This window comes from uncultured Tenacibaculum sp., assembly GCF_947494125.1.
Lineage (GTDB): Bacteria > Bacteroidota > Bacteroidia > Flavobacteriales > Flavobacteriaceae > Polaribacter.
Genome location: NZ_CANLTU010000004.1, coordinates 219,683 through 243,179, shown reverse-complemented (window position 1 = coordinate 243,179; position 23,497 = coordinate 219,683). Strand labels below are relative to the sequence as shown.

The 23,497-nt window shown below is 31.2% G+C and carries 22 protein-coding genes and 2 tRNA genes; 22 read left to right on the top strand and 2 right to left on the bottom strand.

The genetic code is table 11. The annotated features are described in order from the left end of the window. Positions 1–25: 25 nt before the first annotated feature. A complete protein-coding gene (locus tag Q0881_RS09710; RefSeq protein WP_299159505.1) occupies positions 26–805 on the top strand; it encodes a tRNA pseudouridine synthase A in 780 nt (259 codons plus the stop codon). Between the two features lie 41 nt (positions 806–846). Here Q0881_RS09710 and Q0881_RS09705 read toward each other — a convergent pair whose 3' ends face one another. Then, on the bottom strand, positions 847–1,332 hold the full coding sequence (locus Q0881_RS09705; RefSeq protein ID WP_299159503.1) for an outer membrane beta-barrel protein: 486 nt from the start codon (positions 1,330–1,332) through the stop codon (positions 847–849). A 119-nt stretch (positions 1,333–1,451) separates the two neighbouring features. After that, positions 1,452–2,594: an acyl-CoA dehydrogenase gene (locus Q0881_RS09700; protein WP_299159501.1), complete on the bottom strand. Its 1,143-nt coding sequence runs from the start codon at positions 2,592–2,594 to the stop codon at positions 1,452–1,454. 92 nt (positions 2,595–2,686) lie between these two features. Between Q0881_RS09700 and Q0881_RS09695 the strand changes: the two genes are divergently transcribed. The 21 genes from Q0881_RS09695 (at position 2,687) to Q0881_RS09595 (ending at position 23,487) form a co-directional block, all read left to right on the top strand. Then, a complete protein-coding gene (locus Q0881_RS09695) occupies positions 2,687–3,754 on the top strand; it encodes an anhydro-N-acetylmuramic acid kinase (RefSeq protein ID WP_299159499.1) in 1,068 nt (355 codons plus the stop codon). Between the two features lie 296 nt (positions 3,755–4,050). Beyond that, positions 4,051–5,283, top strand: a complete 1,233-nt coding sequence (locus Q0881_RS09690; RefSeq protein ID WP_299159497.1) for a Glu/Leu/Phe/Val dehydrogenase dimerization domain-containing protein — start codon at positions 4,051–4,053, stop codon at positions 5,281–5,283. 16 nt (positions 5,284–5,299) lie between these two features. After that, entirely contained in the window at positions 5,300–6,694 is a 1,395-nt protein-coding gene (nhaD, locus tag Q0881_RS09685; RefSeq protein WP_299159495.1) for a sodium:proton antiporter NhaD, read from the top strand. Positions 6,695–6,836: 142 nt separating this feature from the next. Next, complete coding sequence (locus tag Q0881_RS09680) at positions 6,837–7,520, top strand: MotA/TolQ/ExbB proton channel family protein (RefSeq protein WP_299159493.1); 684 nt, start codon at positions 6,837–6,839, stop codon at positions 7,518–7,520. Further along, positions 7,520–7,912 (top strand): biopolymer transporter ExbD, encoded by a 393-nt coding sequence (locus Q0881_RS09675; protein ID WP_299159490.1) that lies wholly within the window; start codon positions 7,520–7,522, stop codon positions 7,910–7,912. Before Q0881_RS09680 ends, Q0881_RS09675 begins: the two co-directional genes overlap by 1 nt. 3 nt (positions 7,913–7,915) lie before the next feature. Next, a complete protein-coding gene (locus tag Q0881_RS09670; protein WP_299159488.1) occupies positions 7,916–8,734 on the top strand; it encodes an energy transducer TonB in 819 nt (272 codons plus the stop codon). Positions 8,735–8,797: 63 nt separating this feature from the next. Next, on the top strand, positions 8,798–10,006 hold the full coding sequence (locus tag Q0881_RS09665; protein ID WP_299159486.1) for a folylpolyglutamate synthase/dihydrofolate synthase family protein: 1,209 nt from the start codon (positions 8,798–8,800) through the stop codon (positions 10,004–10,006). Positions 10,007–10,076: 70 nt separating this feature from the next. Continuing rightward, positions 10,077–10,151: transfer RNA gene (locus Q0881_RS09660), tRNA-Val, on the top strand. 26 nt (positions 10,152–10,177) lie between these two features. Further along, a tRNA-Val gene (locus Q0881_RS09655) sits at positions 10,178–10,255 on the top strand. A gap of 221 nt (positions 10,256–10,476) precedes the next feature. Beyond that, positions 10,477–11,598, top strand: a complete 1,122-nt coding sequence (gmd, locus tag Q0881_RS09650; RefSeq protein WP_299159483.1) for a GDP-mannose 4,6-dehydratase — start codon at positions 10,477–10,479, stop codon at positions 11,596–11,598. 3 nt (positions 11,599–11,601) lie between these two features. After that, positions 11,602–12,534 (top strand): GDP-L-fucose synthase, encoded by a 933-nt coding sequence (locus Q0881_RS09645; RefSeq protein WP_299159480.1) that lies wholly within the window; start codon positions 11,602–11,604, stop codon positions 12,532–12,534. Then, positions 12,521–13,681 (top strand): DegT/DnrJ/EryC1/StrS family aminotransferase, encoded by a 1,161-nt coding sequence (locus Q0881_RS09640; RefSeq protein ID WP_299159478.1) that lies wholly within the window; start codon positions 12,521–12,523, stop codon positions 13,679–13,681. The genes Q0881_RS09645 and Q0881_RS09640 overlap by 14 nt, the downstream gene beginning before the upstream one ends. A gap of 144 nt (positions 13,682–13,825) precedes the next feature. Next, complete coding sequence (locus tag Q0881_RS09635; protein ID WP_299159476.1) at positions 13,826–15,112, top strand: nucleotide sugar dehydrogenase; 1,287 nt, start codon at positions 13,826–13,828, stop codon at positions 15,110–15,112. Continuing rightward, positions 15,112–16,047 (top strand): Gfo/Idh/MocA family oxidoreductase, encoded by a 936-nt coding sequence (locus Q0881_RS09630; protein WP_299159474.1) that lies wholly within the window; start codon positions 15,112–15,114, stop codon positions 16,045–16,047. The genes Q0881_RS09635 and Q0881_RS09630 overlap by 1 nt, the downstream gene beginning before the upstream one ends. Beyond that, entirely contained in the window at positions 16,044–17,360 is a 1,317-nt protein-coding gene (locus Q0881_RS09625) for a UDP-glucose/GDP-mannose dehydrogenase family protein (protein ID WP_299159472.1), read from the top strand. The genes Q0881_RS09630 and Q0881_RS09625 overlap by 4 nt, the downstream gene beginning before the upstream one ends. Beyond that, positions 17,357–18,496 carry a UDP-N-acetylglucosamine 2-epimerase (non-hydrolyzing) gene (gene wecB / locus Q0881_RS09620; RefSeq protein ID WP_299159470.1) on the top strand — a complete coding sequence of 380 codons (1,140 nt, stop codon included), beginning with the start codon at positions 17,357–17,359 and terminating at the stop codon, positions 18,494–18,496. The genes Q0881_RS09625 and wecB overlap by 4 nt, the downstream gene beginning before the upstream one ends. Positions 18,497–18,666: 170 nt before the next feature. Beyond that, positions 18,667–19,716: a dTDP-glucose 4,6-dehydratase gene (gene rfbB, locus Q0881_RS09615; RefSeq protein WP_299159468.1), complete on the top strand. Its 1,050-nt coding sequence runs from the start codon at positions 18,667–18,669 to the stop codon at positions 19,714–19,716. Positions 19,717–19,718: 2 nt separating this feature from the next. Beyond that, positions 19,719–20,594 carry a glucose-1-phosphate thymidylyltransferase RfbA gene (rfbA, locus tag Q0881_RS09610; protein ID WP_299159466.1) on the top strand — a complete coding sequence of 292 codons (876 nt, stop codon included), beginning with the start codon at positions 19,719–19,721 and terminating at the stop codon, positions 20,592–20,594. Between the two features lie 2 nt (positions 20,595–20,596). Next, complete coding sequence (gene rfbC, locus Q0881_RS09605; protein ID WP_299159464.1) at positions 20,597–21,169, top strand: dTDP-4-dehydrorhamnose 3,5-epimerase; 573 nt, start codon at positions 20,597–20,599, stop codon at positions 21,167–21,169. Continuing rightward, positions 21,162–22,013 carry a dTDP-4-dehydrorhamnose reductase gene (gene rfbD / locus Q0881_RS09600; RefSeq protein WP_299159462.1) on the top strand — a complete coding sequence of 284 codons (852 nt, stop codon included), beginning with the start codon at positions 21,162–21,164 and terminating at the stop codon, positions 22,011–22,013. The genes rfbC and rfbD overlap by 8 nt, the downstream gene beginning before the upstream one ends. Before the next feature lie 133 nt (positions 22,014–22,146). Then, a complete protein-coding gene (locus tag Q0881_RS09595; RefSeq protein ID WP_299159460.1) occupies positions 22,147–23,487 on the top strand; it encodes an oligosaccharide flippase family protein in 1,341 nt (446 codons plus the stop codon). Positions 23,488–23,497 lie beyond the last annotated feature (10 nt).

Sequence of the window (23,497 nt, the reverse complement as noted above, 5' to 3'; positions counted from 1 at the left end):
AAAAATCATTGTAGATTTGAGGCTTATGAATTACAAGCATTCTTACTTAGTTACAATACAATATTTAGGGTTTCGTTTTCATGGATGGCAAAAGCAACCTAATTTAAAAACAGGACATCTTTTTTTAGATAAAACTCTGAAGTTTATTTACAAAGGAATTCGATTTAAGAGCTTAGGAGTTGGAAGAACTGACGCTAGAGTTTCAGCTAATTATTTTGCATTTCAACTATTTATTGATCATGAAGTAGACTTTAATCAATTTATGTTAGATTTTAACGCAAATGCTCCAGGTGATATGAGAGCTCTAAAGATTGAAGATATTGATAGAGATTTTAATATAATTCAGCACCCAAAAGTTAAAGAGTATCGCTATTATTTTTCATATGGAGAAAAAAATCATCCGTATGCTGCACCTTTTTTAACACGTTTTAGAGAGCAATTAGATGTTCCTTTAATGAAAGAGGGAGCAAAGTTGTTTGAAGGTTTTCATAATTATAAGAGGTATTGTACTAAGCCATCTGAAGAAACGAAGGTTGAAAGGGAGATTATATATTGTAGAATTGAAAAAAATACTGAACTCACCGCTTCTTTTTTTCCGAAAGAAAGTTATGTTCTAATTGTTAGAGGAGAGGGGTTTTTAAGAAATCAAATTCGTTTAATAATGGGAGGTTTACATAGTTTAGGGAAAGGTGAATTTGATTTAAATTTTATTAGACAAAGTTTAGATCCAAATTCAGATATAGAGTTAATTAAAAATATAGCTCCAGCATCTGGGCTGCATTTACAAAATATAGAGTTTAAGTAAAAAAAACAGTCTCATTTTGAGACTGTTTTTAGTTAAGTTCTTTATAAACTAAAAGAAACTCCTATACCAATATTAGAAATGGTATTTCCATTTTTTGAAATTCCAGAATAGCTTCCTTGAATAGCCATCTTTTCTGAAATAGCATAACTAATTAATGGACGATAATAAAAGCCTCCATCATTACCATTGTTAATACCTATTCCATATCCTAAATCTGCTCCAAAAGAAAATTTTTCAGATAAATTATATCTAGCAGCAGCTGAAACTGGTAAAAATTGAATATCTCCAAAACCAATATTATTTTCTTCTTTACCAAAATAATTAATGAAAGCAACCGATGGTCCAACTTTAAAGTTTTCAGCGACTTCAAATAAGTAATTAACTTCAGCACCTAAGGTAAAAGAATGGGTTTTGTCAAAATCACCTATAGGCAAACCTCCGTTAATTCCTAGATTAAATTGTCCGTCTTGTGCATTAGCAGTTAAAGCAGTAATAACTAAAACAATTGTACATAATAATTTTTTCATAATTTTTATAATTTAAGATTAGATTACGGAAGTTTACAATTACTATGCCAGTGTTTTATAAATAAAAAACACCCATTATAAATTAATGAGTGTTTTTAAGTCTATTTTATGTAAAATCTTTATTCTTTAATTAAACTTCTTGAGATTACAATTTTCTGAATTTCTGAAGTTCCTTCATAGATTTGAGTAATTTTTGCATCACGCATTAAACGCTCAACGTGGTATTCTTTTACAAAACCATTACCACCATGAATTTGAACAGCCTCTACGGTATGTTCCATTGCAACTTTAGAAGCGTATAGTTTAGCCATAGCTCCAGAGCGCGTATAATCATCTCCATTGTCTTTATCACAAGCAGCTGCCATTACTAAATGACGAGCAGCAGTAATTTCAGTATACATATCTGCTAATTTAAAAGCAATAGCTTGATGGTTACAAATCTCAGTTCCGAAAGCTTTACGTTCTTTAGAATATTTTAAAGCTAGTTCATAACCTCCCGCGGCAATACCTAATGCTTGAGCAGCAATACCAATACGTCCACCAGATAAAGTTTTCATAGCAAATTTAAATCCGAAACCGTCTTCTCCAATTCTATTTTCTTTAGGAACTTTTACATCGTTAAATTGTAAAGTATGTGTATCAGAACCACGGATACCTAATTTATCCTCTTTAGGTCCAATGTCAAAACCTTCCATTCCTTTTTCAAGGATAAAAGCATTAATACCGCGATGTCCTTTTTCACGATCAGTTTGCGCAATTACTAAATAAACACCGGCACGACCACCATTGGTAATCCAGTTTTTTGTTCCATTTAATAAATAATGATCTCCTTTGTCGATAGCTGTAGTTGCTTGAGAAGTAGCATCAGAACCAGCCTCAGGTTCACTTAAACAAAAAGCTCCAATTTGTTCACCAGTAGCTAATTTTGTTAAATATTTTTGCTTTTGTTCTTCAGAACCATATGCTTCTAAACCATAACATACTAATGAATTATTCACAGAAACCATTACAGAAGCAGATGCATCAATTTTAGATAATTCTTCCATAATTAATACATAAGAAACAGCATCCATTCCACTTCCTCCATATTTAGGATCTACCATCACTCCCATAAAACCTAATTCTCCCATTTTACGAACTAATTCGTCAGGGAAACTTTGTTTTTCATCTCTTTCTATAACTCCAGGTAATAACTCAGTTTGAGCAAAATCACGTGCAGCATCTCTAATCATTAAATGCTCTTCAGTAAGATTAAAATCCATTATTTATTATGTGTTTTGTTAAATTCGTAAAAAATGTGCTCAAAGATACTTTTTTAATAGCAAATTTTCAATAGACTTGTTATTTTTACTTTATGAATAACAATTATACTTATTGTATAGGATTAATGTCTGGAACCTCACTAGATGGTGTTGATCTAGCGTATGTGAAAATTAATAATAACTCTTATGTTGATTTTGAAATTATTAAAGCGAATACGTTTTCGTATTCTAACGAATGGAAAAAGAAATTACAAGAAGCAATTTCTTATAATAAGAGTAATTTAATAAGTTTAGATATTGAGTATGGAATATTTTTAGGGAACCTTTTAAATGAATTTATAACTGTAAATAAAATTGCCAAATTAGATTTTATAGCTTCCCATGGACATACAGTTTTACATCAACCAGATGATGGAATTACTTTGCAAATTGGAAATGGTGAGGAAATAGCAAAAATAACCAATGAAAAAGTTATTTGCGATTTTAGAACTCAAGATGTTAAATATGGTGGACAAGGAGCTCCTTTAGTTCCAATAGGTGATAAACTATTATTTTCAAGTTATGAATATTGTTTGAATCTAGGAGGATTTGCTAATGTATCTTTTGAGAAGGGAGCTAACCGAATAGCATTTGATATTTGTCCAGTTAATATAGTTTTGAATCATTATACAAGAAAACTCGGTTTTGAATACGATGATGGTGGTGAAATATCTTCAAAAGGAAAGATAAATGAGCTTTTGTTAATGGAGTTAAATAAACTTAATTTCTATGCAGTTAAGCCACCAAAATCGTTAGGATTGGAATGGGTGCAAGAAGAAATTTTTCCACTAATTGATAATTTAGAAGAAGATATTCAAACAATATTGAGAACTTTTGTAGAGCACATTGCTATTCAAATAAGCAATATCATAAAGAATACAGAATCAGTATTGGCCACAGGAGGAGGTGTTTTTAATTCTTTTTTAATGAAGAGAATTGAATTTCACACAAAAAATAGAGTAGAAATCCCTAATGATAAACTTATAAACTATAAAGAAGCATTAATTTTTTCATTATTAGGAATGCTTAAGGATAATAATGAGGTAAATTGTTTAAGATCAGTAACTGGAGCAATAAAGGATCATTCATCGGGGGAAATTTTTTATCCAACAAAAGAATAATAGATATGTTAAAATTAACAAAAACCAAGGAAACTTTTTTAGTATTTAAAGTTTCCTATGTATTTTAGCACGGTTATTTTTAATATACTATTAAATAGTGCTTAAAAGTAATAAAGCTAATTGCATTAATAATGTGTAAAATATGTTTTTTTATGCTAGTTTTGTAAGCACAACTATTATTAATAAAACTACAGTAAAATGGATCAACTTTAACTCCCCTTAGGGGACAAATTGTAAAGAACTTCAAAGTATGAAAAAGAGAACAATTAAAGTTGAATTTACCTATAAGATTTAAAATGAAAGATTTATTAAAAAAATACGAAGAAAAACAACCAGAAATAGTTTTTAACTGGAAAGATTCAGAAACAGAAGCTGAAGGTTGGACAGTAATAAACTCATTAAGAGGTGGAGCTGCTGGCGGTGGAACAAGAATGCGCAAGGGTTTGAATAAAAATGAGGTTTTGTCTTTAGCAAAAACAATGGAAGTTAAGTTTACTGTTTCGGGACCTGCAATTGGAGGAGCAAAATCAGGAATTAATTTCGATCCGAATGATCCAAGAAAAAGAGGCGTTTTAGAGCGTTGGTATAAAGCGGTAACTCCGTTGTTAAAGCATTATTATGGAACAGGAGGAGATTTAAATGTTGATGCAGATAAAGATGTAATCCCAATCACAGAAAGTTGTGGTGTTTGGCATCCGCAAGAAGGTATTTTTAATGGTCATTTTAAGCCAACTGAAGCTGATAAAATTAATAGAATTGGTCAGTTACGTCAAGGGGTAATTAAAGTGATTGAAGACGAGCAGTTTTCGCCAGATTTATCTAAAAAATATACTGTAGCAGATATGTTAACTGGTTATGGTGTTGCCGAAGCGGTTAAGCATTATTATAATATTTATGGAGGAACTATTTCTGGAAAAAGAGCAATCGTTCAAGGTTTCGGAAATGTAGGTTCAGCTGCAGCTTATTACTTAACTCAGTTAGGAGCAAAAGTTGTTGGAATTATTGATAGAGATGGTGGAGTTATAAATGAAGAAGGATTTTCTATGGAAGAAATGAAAGATTTGTTTTTAGCTAAAGATGGAAACAAATTAGTTTCAGATAAGATGATTCCTTTTGATGAAATTAATAATAAAATATGGAGTTTGCCAGCAGAGATATTTGTTCCTGCAGCAGCTTCAAGACTAGTTTCTCAAGATCAAGTTCAACAAATGATTAATACAGGTTTAGAAGTAGTTTCTCCAGGAGCAAATGTTCCGTTTGCAGATAAAGAAATTTTCTTTGGGCCAATTATGGAATATACAGATAAACACTTAAGTTTATTGCCAGATTTCATCTCTAATTGTGGGATTGCTAGAGTTTTTGCTTATTTAATGGAAGCTAAAGTAGCATTACCAATGGAAGATAAAGCAATTTTTGATGATACTTCAAATACAATTAAAAAAGCATTGCAAAGATCATTTGCAAAAAGCGCATCAAAAACAAAAATCTGTTCAACAGCATTTGAAATTGCATTAAAAGAATTGATATAAACACAAATTATAAAAAATGGAGTCAGCGATTATTTTAGTATTCGTAATGGGATATTTGGCCATTACTTTAGAGCATAATATTAAGTTAGATAAATTAATACCAGCATTAATAATGATGGCTATTTGTTGGGCTTTAGTAGCTCTAGGAGTAGATAGCTTTTCTAACTGGTTTGATTCGTCAAAGCATGCTTTAGTAGAAGGTTTTGGAGCCTTAGCCCATGATGATAAGTTGCATTTAGTAGAAGAAACATTATTACATCATTTAGGTAAAACAGCAGAAATATTAGTTTTCCTTTTAGGAGCTATGACTATAGTTGAAATTATCGATTATTTTGATGGTTTTTCTACTATTAAAGGATATGTAAAAACTAAAAGCAAGAAGAAGATCTTATGGATGTTTGGGGTTTTAGCTTTTATATTATCGGCAATTATAGATAATTTAACTGCTACCATTGTATTAATATCTATTTTACAAAAAATAGTAAAGAGAAGAGAAGATCGAATCTGGTTTGCTGGTTTAATTATTATAGCAGCAAATGCAGGTGGTGCTTGGTCTCCTATTGGAGATGTTACAACAACAATGTTATGGATTGGTAAAAAAGTAAGTACACCAATGTTGATTACATACTTATTTATACCATCGGTTCTATGTATGATAGTACCAACGTTTATTGCATCTTTTTTACCAGCTTTTCAAGGAGAAATAGAATCTGATAGTAATGAAGAAGAGAAACAAAAAAGCCCGCATAGTGCAAGAATGTTATATTTAGGTCTAGGAGCAATAGTATTCGTTCCTTTCTTTAAAACGGTAACGCATTTGCCTCCATATGTAGGAATGATGTTGTCTTTAGCAGTTGTAGCAACTTTCGCTGAGATTTATAGTAGAACAAAATTCTCTCTTACAGATTTTGATAGCGAAGAATCTGATGCTCACGCACACCATAGCCCTGTACATGCGTCATTATCTAAAATAGAAATGCCTAGTATTTTATTCTTTTTAGGTATTTTAATGGCTGTAGCAGCTTTAGAATCTTTAGGAATCTTATTTAATTTTGCTGACAGTTTAAAGGAAGGAATACCTTTAATGGGAAGTGAATTAGATGGGACTAAAGTTTCTGATTTAGTAGTAATATTATTAGGAATAGGTTCAGCAGTAATTGATAATGTACCATTAGTAGCAGCATCATTAGGAATGTTTTCTGAGCCATTAGATAATCCGTTATGGCACTTTATTGCATTTTCAGCGGGTACTGGAGGAAGTATGTTAATTATCGGATCTGCAGCAGGTGTTGTAGCAATGGGAATGGAAAAAATAGACTTCTTTTGGTATTTGAAAAAAATATCATGGTTGGCTTTAATAGGATTTTTAGTTGGATCATTAGCATTTGTGTTAATGAGAGGAATCATATAAGTTTAACATAAAATAAAAAATAAAGTCTTCCTTAATTATGGTTATTGAGGAAGACTTTTTTATACTTGTGTTTTAAAGCAATTTTCAATAAAACAAAACGTTAGTTAGTTAACGTAAATTACAAACTCTAATATTATTTTTAATGTTATTATTTCAAGAAAGTAAAGAATTGTTAGAAGAAGTGTCAGAAGAAAAAACATTATCAATTATTCAATTAATTAAAGATGGTGGATTAGGAGGTCAAATTATTATAGCGCTATTGTTTGTGTTATTAGCAGTAGCATTATATATATACTTTGAACGATTCTTTGCAATAAAATCAGCATCTCAAGTTGATAAAAACTTCATGAATCAAATTAGAGATCACGTTACCAGTGGTAAGTTAGAGAGTGCAAAAGCAATGTGTGAAAACACGCAAACACCAACGGCAAGGTTGATAGGTAAAGGAATTTCTAGAATAGGAAAACCTTTAGATGATATTAATAAAGCAATAGAGAATGCAGGGAAGCTAGAGGTTTATCAATTAGAAAGAAATGTTTCAGTGTTAGCAACCATAGCAGGAGCAGCACCTATGATAGGTTTTTTAGGGACAGTAATTGGAATGATAGTTGCAATACACGAAATAGCAAATTCGGGAGGGCAAATAGATATAAAATTATTATCCGACGGATTGTATACAGCAATGACAACTACAGTAGCTGGATTAATAGTTGGTATTATAGCCTATATAGCGTATAATCATTTAGTAGTTCGTACAGATAAAGTAGTTTATCAAATGGAAGCTAAATCGGTAGAGTTTTTAGATCTATTAAATGAGCCAGTATAATGAATTTAAAAGGAAGAAATAAAGTAGATCCAAGTTTCAATATGTCTTCAATGACAGATATTGTTTTCTTATTGTTGATTTTTTTTATGTTAACATCTACATTAGTTACTGTAAGTGCAATTGATGTATTATTGCCAAAAGCAGGAGGGAAGACAGAAAACAATACAGCAGTAGCAGTTACAATAACAAAAAACTCTTCTTTTTATATAGACAAAACAAAGGTGAGTAATGTAAATTTAGAAAATACAATATTAGCCAAAGTAGGAGTAGATAAAAAGAAAACAGTAGTAATACGAGGAGATCAAAACGTTCCTTATAAAAATGTCATGAAAGTAATTGATATTGCAAATAGGAATAAGTTAAAAATGATTTTAGCGGTAAAGGGCAAATAAATAATGTCAGTTTTAGATACACAACATAAACGTAAGTCAGCTGTAATAACAGCTGTTATTTTGATACTTTTATTGTTAGGGATATTTAATTATGGAATGAAATATCTAGACCCTCCAATTGAGTATGGATTGGCAATTAATTTTGGTAATTCAGAAGTAGGGAGTGGAGAGCCTGTAGAAAAAACAAAAACACAATCAGCACCAGAAGAGCAAGAAGAAGTTGTTGAGGAAGTAAAAGTAACACCGCAAGAAACAATTCAAGAGGATGTAATTACTGATGAGTCAGCAAAAGATGTGCCTGTAATTGAAAAGGTAGAAGAAAAAAAAGAAGTAGTAAAAGATACTCAAAAGAAAGAAAAACCAAAAGAAAAGCCAAAGCCAAAACCTTCAAAAGAAACAACAGATGCTTTAAATAGTTTGTTAAATGGAACATCAAAAGATGGAGGGGATAAAGGAGAAGGAGATGATAATGAATCAGGGGTAAAAGGAAAAGAAAATGGAGATCCAAATTCAAATAAATATTATGGAAATTCAGGAAGTGGCTCAGGAGGTAATTATAATTTAGCAGGAAGGAAGGCGTTGTCTAAGCCTATAAAAAAACCAGATTGTCAAGAAGAAGGAACAGTGGTTGTTAGTATAGAGGTAGATCAGAATGGAAAGGTAATTAAAGCTGTTCCAGGAGTAAAAGGATCAACAAATACAGCACCTTGTTTACTTAGACCAGCAAAAGATGCAGCTTTAAGAACAAAATGGAATGCAGATGGTAAGGCACCGTCAAAACAAAGAGGAACAATAATCTACAAATTTTCTTTGTCACAATAATAAACTTATATCATAATTAATATCATCTCAAACATTGAAGTAGAGATGTTGTAAGAAATAAATATGACATATCAAGAAACTTTAAATTGGATGTTTGCTCAATTGCCAATGTACCAACGTCAAGGCAAGACAGCATTTAAAAAAGATTTAACAAATATTGTAGTTTTAAGTAAAGAGTTAGGAAGTCCAGAGAAAAAGTTTAAAACTATTCATGTAGGAGGAACTAATGGTAAGGGGTCAACAAGTCATATGATTGCTTCTATTCTGCAAGAGGCAGGCTATAAAGTAGGATTATATACTTCACCACATTTAAAAAACTTTACAGAGCGTATTCGAATTAATGGAGAAGAAATTCCGAGAGATAGTGTTATTGATTTTGTAACTGAGAATAAGAGGTTTTTAGAAGAGCAAAAGTTATCTTTTTTTGAAATGACAGTAGGAATGGCTTTTGACTATTTTGCAAAAGAAGAAGTAGATATAGCTATTATTGAAGTAGGTTTAGGGGGAAGATTAGATTCCACTAATATTATAGAGCCAGAAGTGTCGGTAATAACAAATATTGGATTAGATCATACACAGTTTTTGGGAGAGACTTTACCAGAAGTAGCATTTGAAAAAGCAGGGATAATAAAAGATAAAATTCCAGTAGTTATTGGTGAGAGGCAAGAGTCCATTGAACATGTTTTTATAAATAAAGCATTAGAATGTAATTCTGAAATTTTATTTGCTTCAGATGAAGAGAGTAAATTTAAGACTGATTTATTAGGAGAGTATCAATTGAAAAATGTTAAGACAGCAGTTTTAGCAGTTCAACAATTAAAAGAGTTTGTCGTTTCTGATGAAGCTATAAAGAAAGGATTGTTAAAAGTAGTAAAAAACACAAGTTTAAAAGGACGTTGGCAAGTTTTACAAGAAAAACCTAAAATAATTTGCGATACAGCTCATAATAAAGAGGGGTTGATTTATACATTAAGACAACTTAAAAAAGAGGAATATGGAAAATTGCATATTGTTTTAGGGATGGTTTCAGATAAGAAGTTGAATGAAATATTAGCATTATTTCCTAAAAAAGCAACTTATTATTTTTGCAAACCAAATATTCCTAGAGGAATGTCAGAAGTATTTTTGCAAGAGCAAGCAAGGGGGTATAATTTAAAAGGAGAAGTTTTTGAGTCTGTAAATCAAGCTCTTGAAAAAGCGAAAACACAATCAGAGAAAGAAGATGTAATTTATGTAGGTGGGAGTACGTTTGTCGTAGCGGAAATTTTATAAAAAAAAAGTAAAAAAAGTCATTGCAGATATCTAAAAGAGTTATATATTTGCACCCGCAATTAGCAATTAAGGGCGCGTAGCTCAGTTGGTTCAGAGCACTTGGTTTACACCCAAGGGGTCAGGGGTTCGAATCCCTTCGCGCCCACAACTCTTAAGAAGTTAATTGCAATAGGGCGCGTAGCTCAGTTGGTTCAGAGCACTTGGTTTACACCCAAGGGGTCAGGGGTTCGAATCCCTTCGCGCCCACCAAAAGTCTTCATCTTTTTAGATGAAGACTTTTTTGTTTTAGGATATTTTGTTAATGATGTTTTTTGTAATTTCGTAAGCTATTCTATGGTGAGAGAAATTAAAAATGAGTGAAGTCAATTTTAGTGATATTGATACATTGTTAATTTTGAAAAGGAGGAAAACGAGAAGTCTAAAAATATAATATAGGTAAAAGAAGAATTGCCTAACTTAATAAAATGATTATGAGTACTAAAAAAGTAGCATTGATTACTGGTGTAACTGGACAAGATGGGGCTTACTTAAGTGAGTTTTTATTGAAAAAGGGGTATGAAGTTCATGGGTTAAAAAGAAGAACATCTTTGTTTAATACAGATAGAATAGATCATTTATATCAAGATCCTCATGTAGAAGATAGAAATTTCTTTTTGCATTATGGGGACATGACAGATAGTACAAATATTATTCGTTTAATACAAGAAATTCAGCCAGATGAAATCTATAATCTGGCGGCAATGAGTCATGTTCATGTCTCTTTTGAAATACCAGAATATACAGGTAATGCGGATGGTCTAGGAACATTACGTATTTTAGATGCAGTTAGATTACTAGGTTTGGAAAAGAAAACAAGAATTTATCAGGCATCAACTTCAGAGCTTTATGGGAAAGTTCAAGAAGTACCACAGTCGGAAACAACACCTTTTTATCCTAGAAGCCCATATGCAGTAGCAAAAATGTATGCGTATTGGATAACAGTAAATTATAGAGAGGCATATGGGATGTATGCATGTAACGGAATTTTATTTAATCATGAATCACCAATAAGAGGTGAGACATTTGTTACAAGGAAAATAACAAGAGCAACATCAAGAATAGCATTAGGTTTACAAGATAAATTCTATTTAGGGAATTTAGATGCACAGAGAGATTGGGGGCATGCTAAAGATTATGTGCGAATGATGTGGATGATATTACAAGCGGATGAGGCAGAAGATTGGGTAATAGCAACAGGTAAAACAACAACAGTTCGTGATTTTGTTAAAATGAGTTTTAATGAAGCGGGAATAGAGTTAGAGTTTAAAGGAATTGGGGTTGAAGAGAGGGCTTATGTAAAAGCGTGTAACAATCCAGAATATCAAATAGAAATAGGAAAAGAAGTGTTATCGGTAGATCCTAAATATTTTAGACCAACAGAAGTAGATTTATTAATAGGAGATCCTACAAAAGCAAAAACAAAGTTAGGTTGGGAATTGCAATATGATTTACAGGATTTAATAAAAGATATGATGCAGAGTGATTTGAAGTTAATGACAAAAGATCAATACCTGAAAAAAGGAGGATACTATACTAATAATTATTTCGAATAGAGAATGAAGATATTGTTAACTGGAGCGTCAGGAATGGTGGGAAGAAATATTTTAGAATATTCCGAAGCTTCGAAACATCAATTTTTAGCGCCAACAAGTAAAGAGTTAAACTTGTTGAATTACGACTCAGTATATAATTATATAAAAGAGAATAAACCAGATTTTATTATTCATGCGGCTGGAAAAGTAGGAGGTATTCAAGCTAATATTGCGGAGCCAGTAAGTTTTTTAGTGGACAATATAGATATGGGCAGGAATATAATAATGGCTGCTAAAAATAATGGAGTAGAGAATCTGCTTAATTTAGGAAGTTCATGTATGTATCCTAGAAATGCTAAAAATCCACTATCAGAAGATCTTATTTTAAAAGGGGAATTAGAGCCAACAAATGAAGGTTATGCAATTGCAAAAGTAATGTCTGCTAGATTATGTGAATATATAATGAAAGAAGATAACACAAAAAACTATAAAACAGTAATTCCATGTAATTTATACGGTAAATATGATAAATTTAGCCCTAAGAATTCTCATATGATACCCGCTGTTATTAGAAAAATTTATGATGCTAAGTTAACTAAGGCTGAAGAGATTGATATTTGGGGAGATGGTTTAGCGAGGAGAGAGTTTATGTATGCTGAGGATTTAGCAGATTTTATTTTTTACGCCATTGATAAATTTAAATCAATGCCGCAAAATATTAACGTTGGTCTAGGTCATGATTATTCAATAAATGAATATTACAAAGAAGTTGCTGAGACTATAGGGTATAAAGGGCAATTTGTACATGACTTAACAAAGCCAATAGGAATGAAGCAAAAGTTGATAGATGATTCAAAATTAAAAGAGTTTGGCTGGGAGTTTAAAACAACTTTAAAAGAAGGGTTAAAAAAAACATTTGAATATTACAAAAAAGAAGAGTTCAATGAAGCAGTATAAGTTAGCATCTTCAACATGGGATGAGAAAGAATTAGGAGCAATACAATCTGTAATAGATAAGGATATTTATACTATGGGAGATAGTGTAAAAAAATTCGAAGAAGACTTTTCTAATTTTCTTGAGACAAAATATTGTGTAATGACGAGTTCTGGGTCTACCGCAAATTTATTAGCTGTAGCAGCACTTTTTTTTACTAAGAATCCTAAGTTAAAAAGAGGAGATGAGGTAATAGTCCCAGCGGTATCATGGTCTACGACTTATTTTCCTTTACAGCAATATGGTCTAAAGTTAAAGTTTGTAGATATAGATTTAGAAACTTTGAATTATGATTTAGAAGCTTTAGAAGAAGCAATATCAGAGACTACTAAAATGATAATGGTAGTAAATCTTTTAGGTAACCCAAATGATTTTGATAAAATTAACGACCTTATAAAAGATAAAGATATTTTTCTTATAGAGGATAACTGTGAATCAATGGGAGCTACTTATAAAAATAAGCAGGCAGGTACTTTTGGGGTTATGGGAACTTTTTCAACATTTTTCTCTCATCATATGGCTACAATGGAAGGTGGTTTTGTAACGACAGATGATGAAGAATTGTATCATATTTTGTTATCGATCAGAGCACACGGTTGGACTAGAAACTTGCCAAAAAAGAATTTAGTATCTAATAAAAGTGATGATTGGTTTGAGGAGTCATTTAGGTTTGTGCTTCCAGGATATAATGTTAGACCACTTGAAATGAGTGGAGCAATAGGGGTTGAGCAATTAAAAAAATTACCTTCTTTTATAGAGAATAGAAGGATGAATGCGGGATTTTTTGTTGAGTTATTTAAAGATCATAAAGATTTTATAATACAAAAAGAAATAAGTAAAAGTTCTTGGTTTGGATTTTCATTAATAATAAAACCAGAATCAGATTTAAATAGAAAGGACTTAGTTAATAAATTGTATGATAAAGAAATTGAGTGTAGGCCTATTGTAACTGGGGATTTTACTCAAAATGAAGTAATGAAATATTTCGACTATGAAATTCATAAAGAATTAAAGAATGCAAAATATTTACATGAAAATGGTTTGTTTGTAGGTAATCAACAAGTTTTGATTAAGGAGGAAATTCAATATTTATTTGATGTATTGAAATAGTTGTTAAAGAAGAAAAGAGAAAAGAGGAGTCTTTTCCGTTATAACAAAAAGTCTTCATCTTTTAAAGATGAAGACTTTTTGTTATATGATGTTTTGTTATGATGTTTTTTGTAATTTCGTAAGCTATTTTATTAGGTATAAGAGATGGATACACCAAAGATTGCAATTATTGGATTAGGGTATGTTGGTTTGCCGTTGGCAAGATTATTTGCAGAAAAATATTCAGTAGTAGGTTTTGATATAAAGACAAAAAGAGTTGAGGAGTTAAGATCAGGTATTGATGTGACACTAGAGGTAGAAAATGATTTGCTTAAGTCCGTTTTAGTTTCTGATAGAATTTCTGAAGATAAGGGCTTGTTTGTAACTACTAGTATAGAAGATATAGAAGATTGTGATTTTTATATTGTTACAGTTCCGACGTCGGTAGATAAAAATAACCAACCTATTTTGAAACCGTTATTAAGTGCAAGTAAGACAATTGGAAATGTCCTTAGAAAAGGTAATGTTGTTATTTATGAATCAACAGTATATCCAGGAGCAACAGAAGAAGATTGTGTACCTGTATTAGAGGAGATTTCAGATTTGGTATTCAATAAAGATTTTTTTGTAGGATATTCACCAGAAAGAATAAGTCCAGGAGATAAAATTCGAACAGTAGAAAATATTTTGAAGGTTACTTCAGGATCTGATGAAAAGACAGCTAAAAAGGTAGATGGATTGTATAAGTCAGTGATTAAGGCAGGGACGCATATGGCATCATCTATAAAAGTAGCAGAAGCTTCAAAAATTATAGAAAATTGTCAGAGAGATATTAATATAGCTTTTGTTAATGAACTTGCTAAGATTTTTAACCTAATGGATATTAATACTAGTGAGGTTTTAGAAGCTGCATCGACAAAGTGGAATTTTTTACCATTTAAACCAGGGTTAGTTGGAGGTCATTGTATCGGTGTTGATCCGTTTTATTTAGCTCAAAAAGCACAACAATTTGGCTATTATCCAGAGATAATATTATCGGGAAGAAGGTTGAATGATAGTATGGGGAGTCATGTAGCTTCAGAGGTTGTTAAGTTGATGATTTCAGAAGATGTTAAGGTGAAAAATGCAGAGGTTCTAATTTTGGGAATTACTTTTAAAGAAAATTGTCCAGATGTAAGAAATACTAAGGTGATTGATGTGTGTCATGCGCTTAAAGATTATGGGGTCAATATAAATATATATGATCCTTGGGCAAAAAAAGAAGAAGTGTCAGGAGAATATGATATTCAGCTAACAGAAGAGCTTTATGATAAAAAATACGATGCTGTCGTTTTAGCAGTGTCTCATGATGAATTTAAACAAATAGATTTGTTGAGGTTGAAAAAGCAAGATGGAGTAGTCTATGATGTGAAAGGTTTTTTCTCTCAAGAATTAATAGATAAAACTTTATAATGAAAAACTTTGCTTTAATAGGAGCTGCGGGTTATATCGCTCCACGTCATTTGAAGGCAATAAAAGATACTAATAATAATTTAATAGCTGCACTTGATAAATTTGATAGTGTAGGTGTTATGGATAGTTATTTTCCTAATGCTGATTTTTTTGTAGAATTTGAACGTTTTGATCGTCATATTGAAAAAATTAAACGTCAACAAAATATACAATTAGATTATGTAAGTATTTGTACACCAAATTACTTGCATGACTCACATATTAGGATGGCTTTACGAAGAGGGGCTGATGCGATTTGTGAAAAACCTTTAGTCTTAAATCCTTGGAATGTAGATGCTTTACAAGCAATAGAAAAAGAATCTGGGAATAAAATAAATACAATTCTTCAGTTGCGTTTGCATCCAAGTATTATTGCGTTGAAGAATAAAGTCGATGCGGAAAATAAAAAAGGAAAATACGATATTGATTTAACATATATTACTTCTCGAGGAAATTGGTATGATGTGTCATGGAAAGGAGATCAAAGTAAATCAGGAGGAATAGCTACAAATATTGGAGTGCACTTTTATGATATGTTATCATGGGTTTTTGGAGAAGTTCAGGAGAATATAGTACATCTTAGAGAGAAGAATAAATCAGCAGGATACTTGGAGTTTGAAAATGCCAGAGTACGTTGGTTTTTGTCAATAGACGAAGATTCGCTTCCAAAAGAAGTAAAAGAGAAAGAACAAAGAACATATCGTTCAATAACTGTAGATGGAGAAGAGATTGAGTTTAGCGGAGGATTTACAGAACTGCATACGGAAAGTTATAAAGAGATATTAAAAGGAAATAGCTTTGGGCTTTTAGATGCTAAATCTTCTATTCAAATAGTTCATGATATAAGAAATAAAGAGTTGGTGAATTTAGGAGAAAAACATTTTTACGTAAGATGAAAATAACAGTTGTTGGTACGGGTTATGTCGGTTTGGTAACTGGGACTTGTTTTGCAGAAATGGGAAACGAAGTTATCTGTGTAGATATAGATAAAGAAAAAATTAATAACCTTAAAAAAGGAATTGTTCCTATTTATGAGCCTGGCTTAAAAGAGTTGATAAATAATAATTTATCTAAAACGCTTTTGTTTTCCACAAATATAAATGAGGCAATAAATAAATCTGATATTGTTTTTATAGCGGTGGGTACACCTATGCAAGAAGATGGCAATGCTGATTTATCAGCAGTTTTTAATGTAGCTAAAACTATAGGGGAGAATATAAAAGATTATAAAGTTGTAGTTTCAAAATCTACAGTGCCAGTTGGAACGACTTTTGAAGTGCAAAAATGTATCAAATCAAAATTAATAGAGAGAGGAATTAGTGTTGGTTTTGATGTTGTTTCTAATCCAGAGTTTTTAAAAGAAGGGGCAGCTGTAAATGATTTCATGAAGCCAGATAGAGTATTGATTGGTGCAGAAAAGGACTCTGTTTTTTTAATGATGAAACAGTTATATAGTCCATTTTTTAGAACGCACGATCGTTTTATAACGATGGATATTCGTTCAGCAGAGATGACCAAATATGCAGCAAACGCAATGTTAGCAACAAAAATTTCGTTTATAAATGAAATAGCAAATATTTGTGAAAGAGTTGGAGCAGATGTTAATAAAGTTCGTGTTGGAATCGGTTCGGACTCTAGAATAGGCTATAGTTTTATGTATCCAGGAATAGGATATGGAGGAACTTGTTTTCCAAAAGATGTTTCAGCTTTGATTCAATTGGGCAAGAAAAACGGATATGAATCTAAGTTAATTTCTTCAGTAGATGAGGTAAATCAACAACAGAAGAGAATATTTTTAGAAAAGATAATCAATAGGTTCGGAGTAGATCTATCAAATTTGACTTTTGCAATTTGGGGTTTGTCGTTTAAGCCAGAGACTGATGATATGAGAGAAGCACCTTCGATATTTATAATTAATGAGTTGGTGAAGAGAGGGGCGAAAATAAAAGCATATGATCCAAAAGCGATGGGAGAGTCTAAAAGAATTTATTTAAAAGGGACTGATGTTTTTTATGGGGCAAATAAATATGAAGTAGTTGAAGATACTGATGCTTTAATATTACTGACGGAATGGAAGGAGTTTCGTTCGCCAGATTTTGAGAAAATTAAAGAAATTATGAATAATAATATTATCTTTGACGGTCGAAATCAGTATAAAGATTTTGAATTAGAAAAAAAAGAAATTGAATATTATCAAATAGGGAAATGAAAAAGAAAAATTTAATAATTTTTGGTACAAGACCAGAAGCAATAAAAATGGCACCTCTTGTTAAGGAGTTTTTTAAAAATTCTGATGTGTTTGAAACGAAAGTTTGTATTACGGCTCAGCATAGAGAAATGTTAGATCAGGTTTTAGATTTTTTTGAGATTACTCCAGATTATGATATGAATTTGATGAAACCGAATCAAAATTTATATGGCTTAACAGCAGATATAATTACAGGTTTAAAACCAATTCTTGAAGAATTTAAACCAGATTATGTATATGTTCATGGAGATACAACAACTACAATGGCATCTAGTATTGCTGCATTTTATTCAGGAGCAAAAGTTTGTCATGTAGAAGCAGGTTTAAGAACATTTAATAAGCGTTCACCTTTTCCAGAAGAAGTAAATAGAAGTGTAGCAGGAAGTATTTGTGATTATCATTTTTCTCCAACAACAACTTCAGAAAAGAATTTATTAAACGAAAACATTTCAAAAGAAAATATTTTAATAACTGGTAATACAGTTATAGATGCATTACATTTTAGTTCAGATAAAGTTACTTCAGATTCTTATTCAGATAATGAAGTTACTATGCTAAAAGATGTTGTAAATAGTTCTAAGAAGTTGGTTTTAGTTACTGGACATAGGAGAGAAAATCATGGACAAGGATTTGTAAATATTTGCTCTGCATTAAAACTGATAGCAGAAAAAAATCCTGATGCTCAAATAATTTACCCAGTACATTTAAATCCGAATGTACAAAGACCTGTTTATGAATTATTAGACGGAGTTAATAATATTAAATTAATTTCACCATTATCATACCCTTCTTTTGTGTGGTTAATGAATCAATCATATTTAATAATTACTGATAGTGGTGGTGTGCAAGAAGAAGCACCAAGTTTGGGAAAACCTGTTTTGGTAATGAGAAACACAACAGAAAGACCAGAAGCTGTAGAAGTTGGTACGGTTTTATTAGTTGGTACAAATACAGAAAAAATAGTTTCAGAAGCACAGAAATTATTGAATAATAAAGAAGATTATGTTTCAATGAGTAAGTTACATAATCCTTATGGAGATGGAACAGCTTGTGCTAAAATTGTTAACTTTATTAAAGGGTTAGAAATGAGTAAGTAAAAAAATAATGACTATACTAAATTGTATTGAAATTCTATAGAGTATAAATAAGGTTAGATTAAAAATATAAACGTTATAATCTAAGTTACAGGCGATATTAGTATTTTCAATTAAAGAATAATGTTTGAAAATAGTAATAGTTTACTGTGAAATAAAATCATAATTTAAATATGAGTAAAAAAATATTAATTACAGGAGGAGCAGGTTTTATAGGTTCTCATGTTGTACGACTTATTGTAAATAAATACCATGAGTATGAGGTCTATAATATAGATTTGCTTACGTATGCTGGTAATTTAGAAAACTTAACAGACATAGAAAATAGATCTAATTACACTTTTATTAAAGGTGATATAACTGATGAAGTTTTTATAAGAAAACTTTTTAGAAAGTATAAATTTGATAGTGTTATACATTTAGCCGCTGAATCTCATGTGGATAGGTCTATATCAGATCCATTGGCATTTGCGAAAACTAATATATTGGGAACTATGGTATTGTTGAATGCTTTCAAAGAATTGTGGCAAGATAAATGGGAAAACAAATTGTTTTACCATATAAGTACTGACGAAGTATACGGAACACTTGGAGAAACTGGGTTGTTTACTGAAACAACTTCTTATGACCCTAATTCACCTTATTCTGCTAGTAAGGCAAGTTCTGATCATTTTGTAAGAGCTTATGGAGAAACATATGGATTACCATATGTGATTTCTAATTGTTCAAATAATTATGGAGGTAATCAATTTCCAGAAAAGTTAATTCCATTGTTTATTAATAATATAATAAAGAATAAAGCATTACCTGTTTATGGAGATGGTAAATACACACGTGATTGGTTATACGTTGTAGATCATGCCATTGCAATAGATTTGATTTTTCACAAAGGAAAAAATGAAGAAACGTATAATATTGGCGGTTTTAATGAATGGCAAAATATTAACTTGATTAAATTATTATGCCTTCAGATGGATGAAAAACTTGGAAGAGATAAAGGAGAAAGCGAAAAACTAATTACTTATGTAAAAGATCGTCCAGGGCACGACTTGCGCTATGCTATTGATGCTTCAAAAATAAGTAAAGAGTTGGGGTGGAAGCCTTCCGTTACTTTTGAAGAAGGTTTGTCTAAGACAATTGATTGGTACCTTGATAATGAAGGATGGATGAAGCGTATTGTAAGTGGAGAGTATGAAAAATATTATAAAAAACAATACAAGTAAATATGAAAGGAATTATTTTAGCGGGAGGCTCAGGAACTAGGTTGTATCCATTAACAAAGGCTGTTTCAAAACAGTTGTTACCTATTAACGATAAACCGATGATTTATTACCCTTTGTCAGTATTAATGCTGGCAGGTATTAAAGAAGTATTGATAATTTCGACACCAGATGATTTACCAAATTTCATTAAATTATTGGGAACAGGTGAGGAGTTGGGAATGAAGTTTTTATATAAGGTGCAACCCTCGCCAGATGGACTTGCTCAAGCGTTTATTTTAGGCGAAGATTTTATAGGTAATGATGATGTGTGCTTGGTATTAGGAGATAATATTTTTTATGGCCATGGATTTACAAAATTACTAGCATCCTCTCTGAGAAATGTTGAAGAAGAAAAAATGGCTACTGTTTTTGGTTATTATGTGCAGGATCCAGAACGTTATGGGGTTGTAGACTTTAATAAAGAAGGAAGTGCATTGAGTATTGAAGAAAAACCCAAAAATCCAAAAAGTAACCATGCCGTTGTTGGTTTATATTTTTATCCAAATTCGGTTATAGGAATAGCTAAGAAGGTGAAACCAAGTGATAGAGGTGAGTTAGAAATTACTTCGATAAATCAAGCTTACTTAGATAAAGGTAATCTAAAAGTGGAGTTAATGGGGAGAGGATATGCTTGGTTAGACACAGGTACTCATGAATCACTGTTAGAAGCTTCAAACTATATTCAAGCAATAGAAAATAGACAAGGGTTAAAAATAGCTTGTATTGAGGAAATTGCTTTTGAAATGGGGTATATTTCTAAAGAAGAATTATTAGTGTTAGCAGAACCATTAAAGAAAAATGGTTATGGACAATATTTAATTAATAGGGTAAAAAATTAGTGATGAGATTTACAAGAACAGAAATACCTGATGTAGTGATTTGTGAACCTCAAATTTTTGGTGATGAGCGTGGGTATTTTACAGAAACATTTCGAGAAGACAAGCTAGATGCTTTTTTAGGGTTTGATATAGATTTTTGTCAAGATAATGAGTCAAAATCATCGTATGGAGTTTTAAGAGGACTTCACTATCAATTAGCACCGTATGCACAAACAAAATTAGTTAGAGTAATTACAGGTAGTGTATTAGATGTAGCTGTTGATATTAGAAAAGGGTCTCCTACATTTGGAAAGCATGTTGCAGTTGAATTGACAGGAGAAAATAAAAAACAACTATTAGTTCCTAGAGGGTTTGCTCATGGTTTTTTAGTATTAAGTGAGGAAGCTACTTTTGCATATAAAGTAGATAATTTCTACAATCCAGAATGTGATAGAGGAATTGCATTTGATGATGATTTTTTAAATATTGATTGGGGGATTCCTATAGAAGTAATGAAGTTGTCAGAAAAAGATACGAAACAACCTGTTTTTGAAAAGGCATCCTATTTTAATTTCAAAGATAAATTGTATGTCTAAGATATTAGTTACAGGAGGAAGTGGCCAATTAGGCTCTGAATTGAAAGATTTTCAGAGTAAGTATTATGAGCATGTTTTTTATTTTACAGATTCAAAAGAGTTAGATATTACAAATCATTCTTTAGTGAAAAATTTCATTATAAACAATGAAATTGAAGTGATTGTTAATTGTGCAGCTTATACTGCTGTCGATAAAGCTGAAGGAGAAAAGGAACTGAATGATGAGGTAAATCATTTGGCTGTTAAGAATTTTGCTAGAATTGCCAAAGACTTAAAAATTAAATTAATTCAAATCTCTACAGATTATGTGTTTGATGGAATCCAAAACAGACCTTATTTAGAATCAGATGCTACAAACCCACAAACTGTTTATGGAATAACAAAAGCGGCAGGAGAAGTAGCAGTTCAGGAAATTGCTCCAGAAAACTCTATTATTATTAGAACGTCATGGGTGTATTCTAATTATGGTAATAATTTTGTAAAAACAATGCTAAGATTGGGGAGTGAAAGAGATGAGTTATCTGTTATAGCTGATCAAGTCGGTACTCCCACATACGCTAAAGATTTAGCAAGAATTATTCTTGAAATTTTACCTCAATTACAAAATAAAGAGGTAGAAGTGTATCATTTTTCAAATCAGGGTATTTGTAGTTGGTATGATTTTGCAAAGGCAATCTTTGAATGTTCTGGAATTGATATTAAAGTGAATCCTATTGAGACAAACCAATATCCTACAGCAGCAAAAAGACCATTATATTCTATATTAAGCAAAAGAAAGATTATAGAACAATATAATATAGAAATACCATATTGGAAAGACTCATTAAGACTTTGTTTAAAATAATTTTTAATATTGATTAATCTTACCTTTACCAATGATATGTAGCGTTTAGTGAACTAAAAAAACAGATAGATACATTACTTAAATTAAGTAATTTCTTTGCAGGTAAAAAATCTAAATCATCTAATAAATAGTTTTGAATAATATAGGAGTTAAAATATATTCGATTCTTCCAAAGGTTCTTAAAAAGTTTTGGAATAGAGTTGAAGAATCAGATATAGGAAGGCGAATTGCTAGTGGAGCTTTATGGTCTCTAACAGGTTCAGTTCTTTCACAAGGATTAATGTTAGTAGCTTCGATAGTTGTTGCGCGAATATTAGGGAAAACAGAATTTGGAGAATTAGGAATTATTCGTTCTACGGTAAATATGTTTACAGTTTTTGCGGGTTTTGGATTAGGCTTGACAGCAACCAAATATATCGCTGAATTTAAGATAAAAGATAAAGATAAAGCAGGGAAAATTATTGGACTTACATCCCTTTTTGCAGGAGCTACGGGAGGTGTTATTGCTGTTTTTTTATTAATTTCCGCACCATTTTTAGCGGAAAAAACTATAAATGCAGCCCACTTGGTTAATGAAATTCGCTTGAGTGCATTTATACTTTTTTTTAGTTCGCTAAACGGAGCACAAACAGGTATACTTGCAGGTTTTGAGTCTTTCAAGATTATAGCTAAGGTTAATATTATATCAGTAATTCTGGTTTTTCCAATTCAAATTGGCTTTACTTTTGTTTTTGGTTTACCTGGATCTGTAATTGGTTTTGGGTTAAATTTTTTAATTTTGTGGGTACTTAATTTTGTAGCGGTTCGGAGAGAATCTTTTAAATTTGGGATTACTATCCAATTTAAAAAAGCATTAAATGAATGGCCAATTCTTTATAAATTTAGTTTGCCAGCTCTTCTTTCTGGATTAATGGTGAGTCCTATTATTTGGGCATGTAATGCAATGTTAGTGAATGAACCAAAAGGTTTTGATGAAATGGCTATGTTTTCTGCGGCTAATCAATGGAAGAGTGCCATTCTTTTTGTACCTGTTGTCCTTTCTCAGATTGTATTACCACTTTTGTCGGGTTCTACCGACCGACAACAATTTATGCGTATCTTGAAACTAAATGTTATAATTAATTTTATAATTTCATTGATTATGGCAATTGGAATCTCTCTCTTTTCTTCTATAATCATGAATACTTATGGGAAAGGTTTTGCTGAGGGAAATATTATTCTTATAATATTGGCATTTTCTACTGTTTTAATTTCAATTAATGGAGTTGTTGGACAAGCAATAGCTGGAAAAGGTAAAATGTGGATTGGGTTTATTTTTAATTCAATTTGGGGTGCAGTCTTATTGATAAGTACATTTATTTTATTAAAATTAGGATATGGAGCAAAAGGTTTAGCTTATAGTTTTTTGATATCTTACTTGATACACACTATTATTCAATCAGTTTTTACAGTTAAGTATTTAGATAGAATGTAATCAAATCATA

Bases quoted from the DNA above. Each gene is read 5' to 3' on its own strand.
- Q0881_RS09710 (WP_299159505.1), top strand. From the start codon at position 26: ATGAATTACAAGCATTCTTACTTAGTTACAATACAATATTTAGGGTTT.
- Q0881_RS09705 (WP_299159503.1), bottom strand. From the start codon at position 1,332: ATGAAAAAATTATTATGTACAATTGTTTTAGTTATTACTGCTTTAACT.
- Q0881_RS09700 (WP_299159501.1), bottom strand. From the start codon at position 2,594: ATGGATTTTAATCTTACTGAAGAGCATTTAATGATTAGAGATGCTGCA.
- Q0881_RS09695 (WP_299159499.1), top strand. From the start codon at position 2,687: ATGAATAACAATTATACTTATTGTATAGGATTAATGTCTGGAACCTCA.
- Q0881_RS09690 (WP_299159497.1), top strand. From the start codon at position 4,051: ATGAAAGATTTATTAAAAAAATACGAAGAAAAACAACCAGAAATAGTT.
- nhaD (WP_299159495.1), top strand. From the start codon at position 5,300: ATGGAGTCAGCGATTATTTTAGTATTCGTAATGGGATATTTGGCCATT.
- Q0881_RS09680 (WP_299159493.1), top strand. From the start codon at position 6,837: ATGTTATTATTTCAAGAAAGTAAAGAATTGTTAGAAGAAGTGTCAGAA.
- Q0881_RS09675 (WP_299159490.1), top strand. From the start codon at position 7,520: ATGAATTTAAAAGGAAGAAATAAAGTAGATCCAAGTTTCAATATGTCT.
- Q0881_RS09670 (WP_299159488.1), top strand. From the start codon at position 7,916: ATGTCAGTTTTAGATACACAACATAAACGTAAGTCAGCTGTAATAACA.
- Q0881_RS09665 (WP_299159486.1), top strand. From the start codon at position 8,798: ATGACATATCAAGAAACTTTAAATTGGATGTTTGCTCAATTGCCAATG.
- gmd (WP_299159483.1), top strand. From the start codon at position 10,477: ATGAGTACTAAAAAAGTAGCATTGATTACTGGTGTAACTGGACAAGAT.
- Q0881_RS09645 (WP_299159480.1), top strand. From the start codon at position 11,602: ATGAAGATATTGTTAACTGGAGCGTCAGGAATGGTGGGAAGAAATATT.
- Q0881_RS09640 (WP_299159478.1), top strand. From the start codon at position 12,521: ATGAAGCAGTATAAGTTAGCATCTTCAACATGGGATGAGAAAGAATTA.
- Q0881_RS09635 (WP_299159476.1), top strand. From the start codon at position 13,826: ATGGATACACCAAAGATTGCAATTATTGGATTAGGGTATGTTGGTTTG.
- Q0881_RS09630 (WP_299159474.1), top strand. From the start codon at position 15,112: ATGAAAAACTTTGCTTTAATAGGAGCTGCGGGTTATATCGCTCCACGT.
- Q0881_RS09625 (WP_299159472.1), top strand. From the start codon at position 16,044: ATGAAAATAACAGTTGTTGGTACGGGTTATGTCGGTTTGGTAACTGGG.
- wecB (WP_299159470.1), top strand. From the start codon at position 17,357: ATGAAAAAGAAAAATTTAATAATTTTTGGTACAAGACCAGAAGCAATA.
- rfbB (WP_299159468.1), top strand. From the start codon at position 18,667: ATGAGTAAAAAAATATTAATTACAGGAGGAGCAGGTTTTATAGGTTCT.
- rfbA (WP_299159466.1), top strand. From the start codon at position 19,719: ATGAAAGGAATTATTTTAGCGGGAGGCTCAGGAACTAGGTTGTATCCA.
- rfbC (WP_299159464.1), top strand. From the start codon at position 20,597: ATGAGATTTACAAGAACAGAAATACCTGATGTAGTGATTTGTGAACCT.
- rfbD (WP_299159462.1), top strand. From the start codon at position 21,162: ATGTCTAAGATATTAGTTACAGGAGGAAGTGGCCAATTAGGCTCTGAA.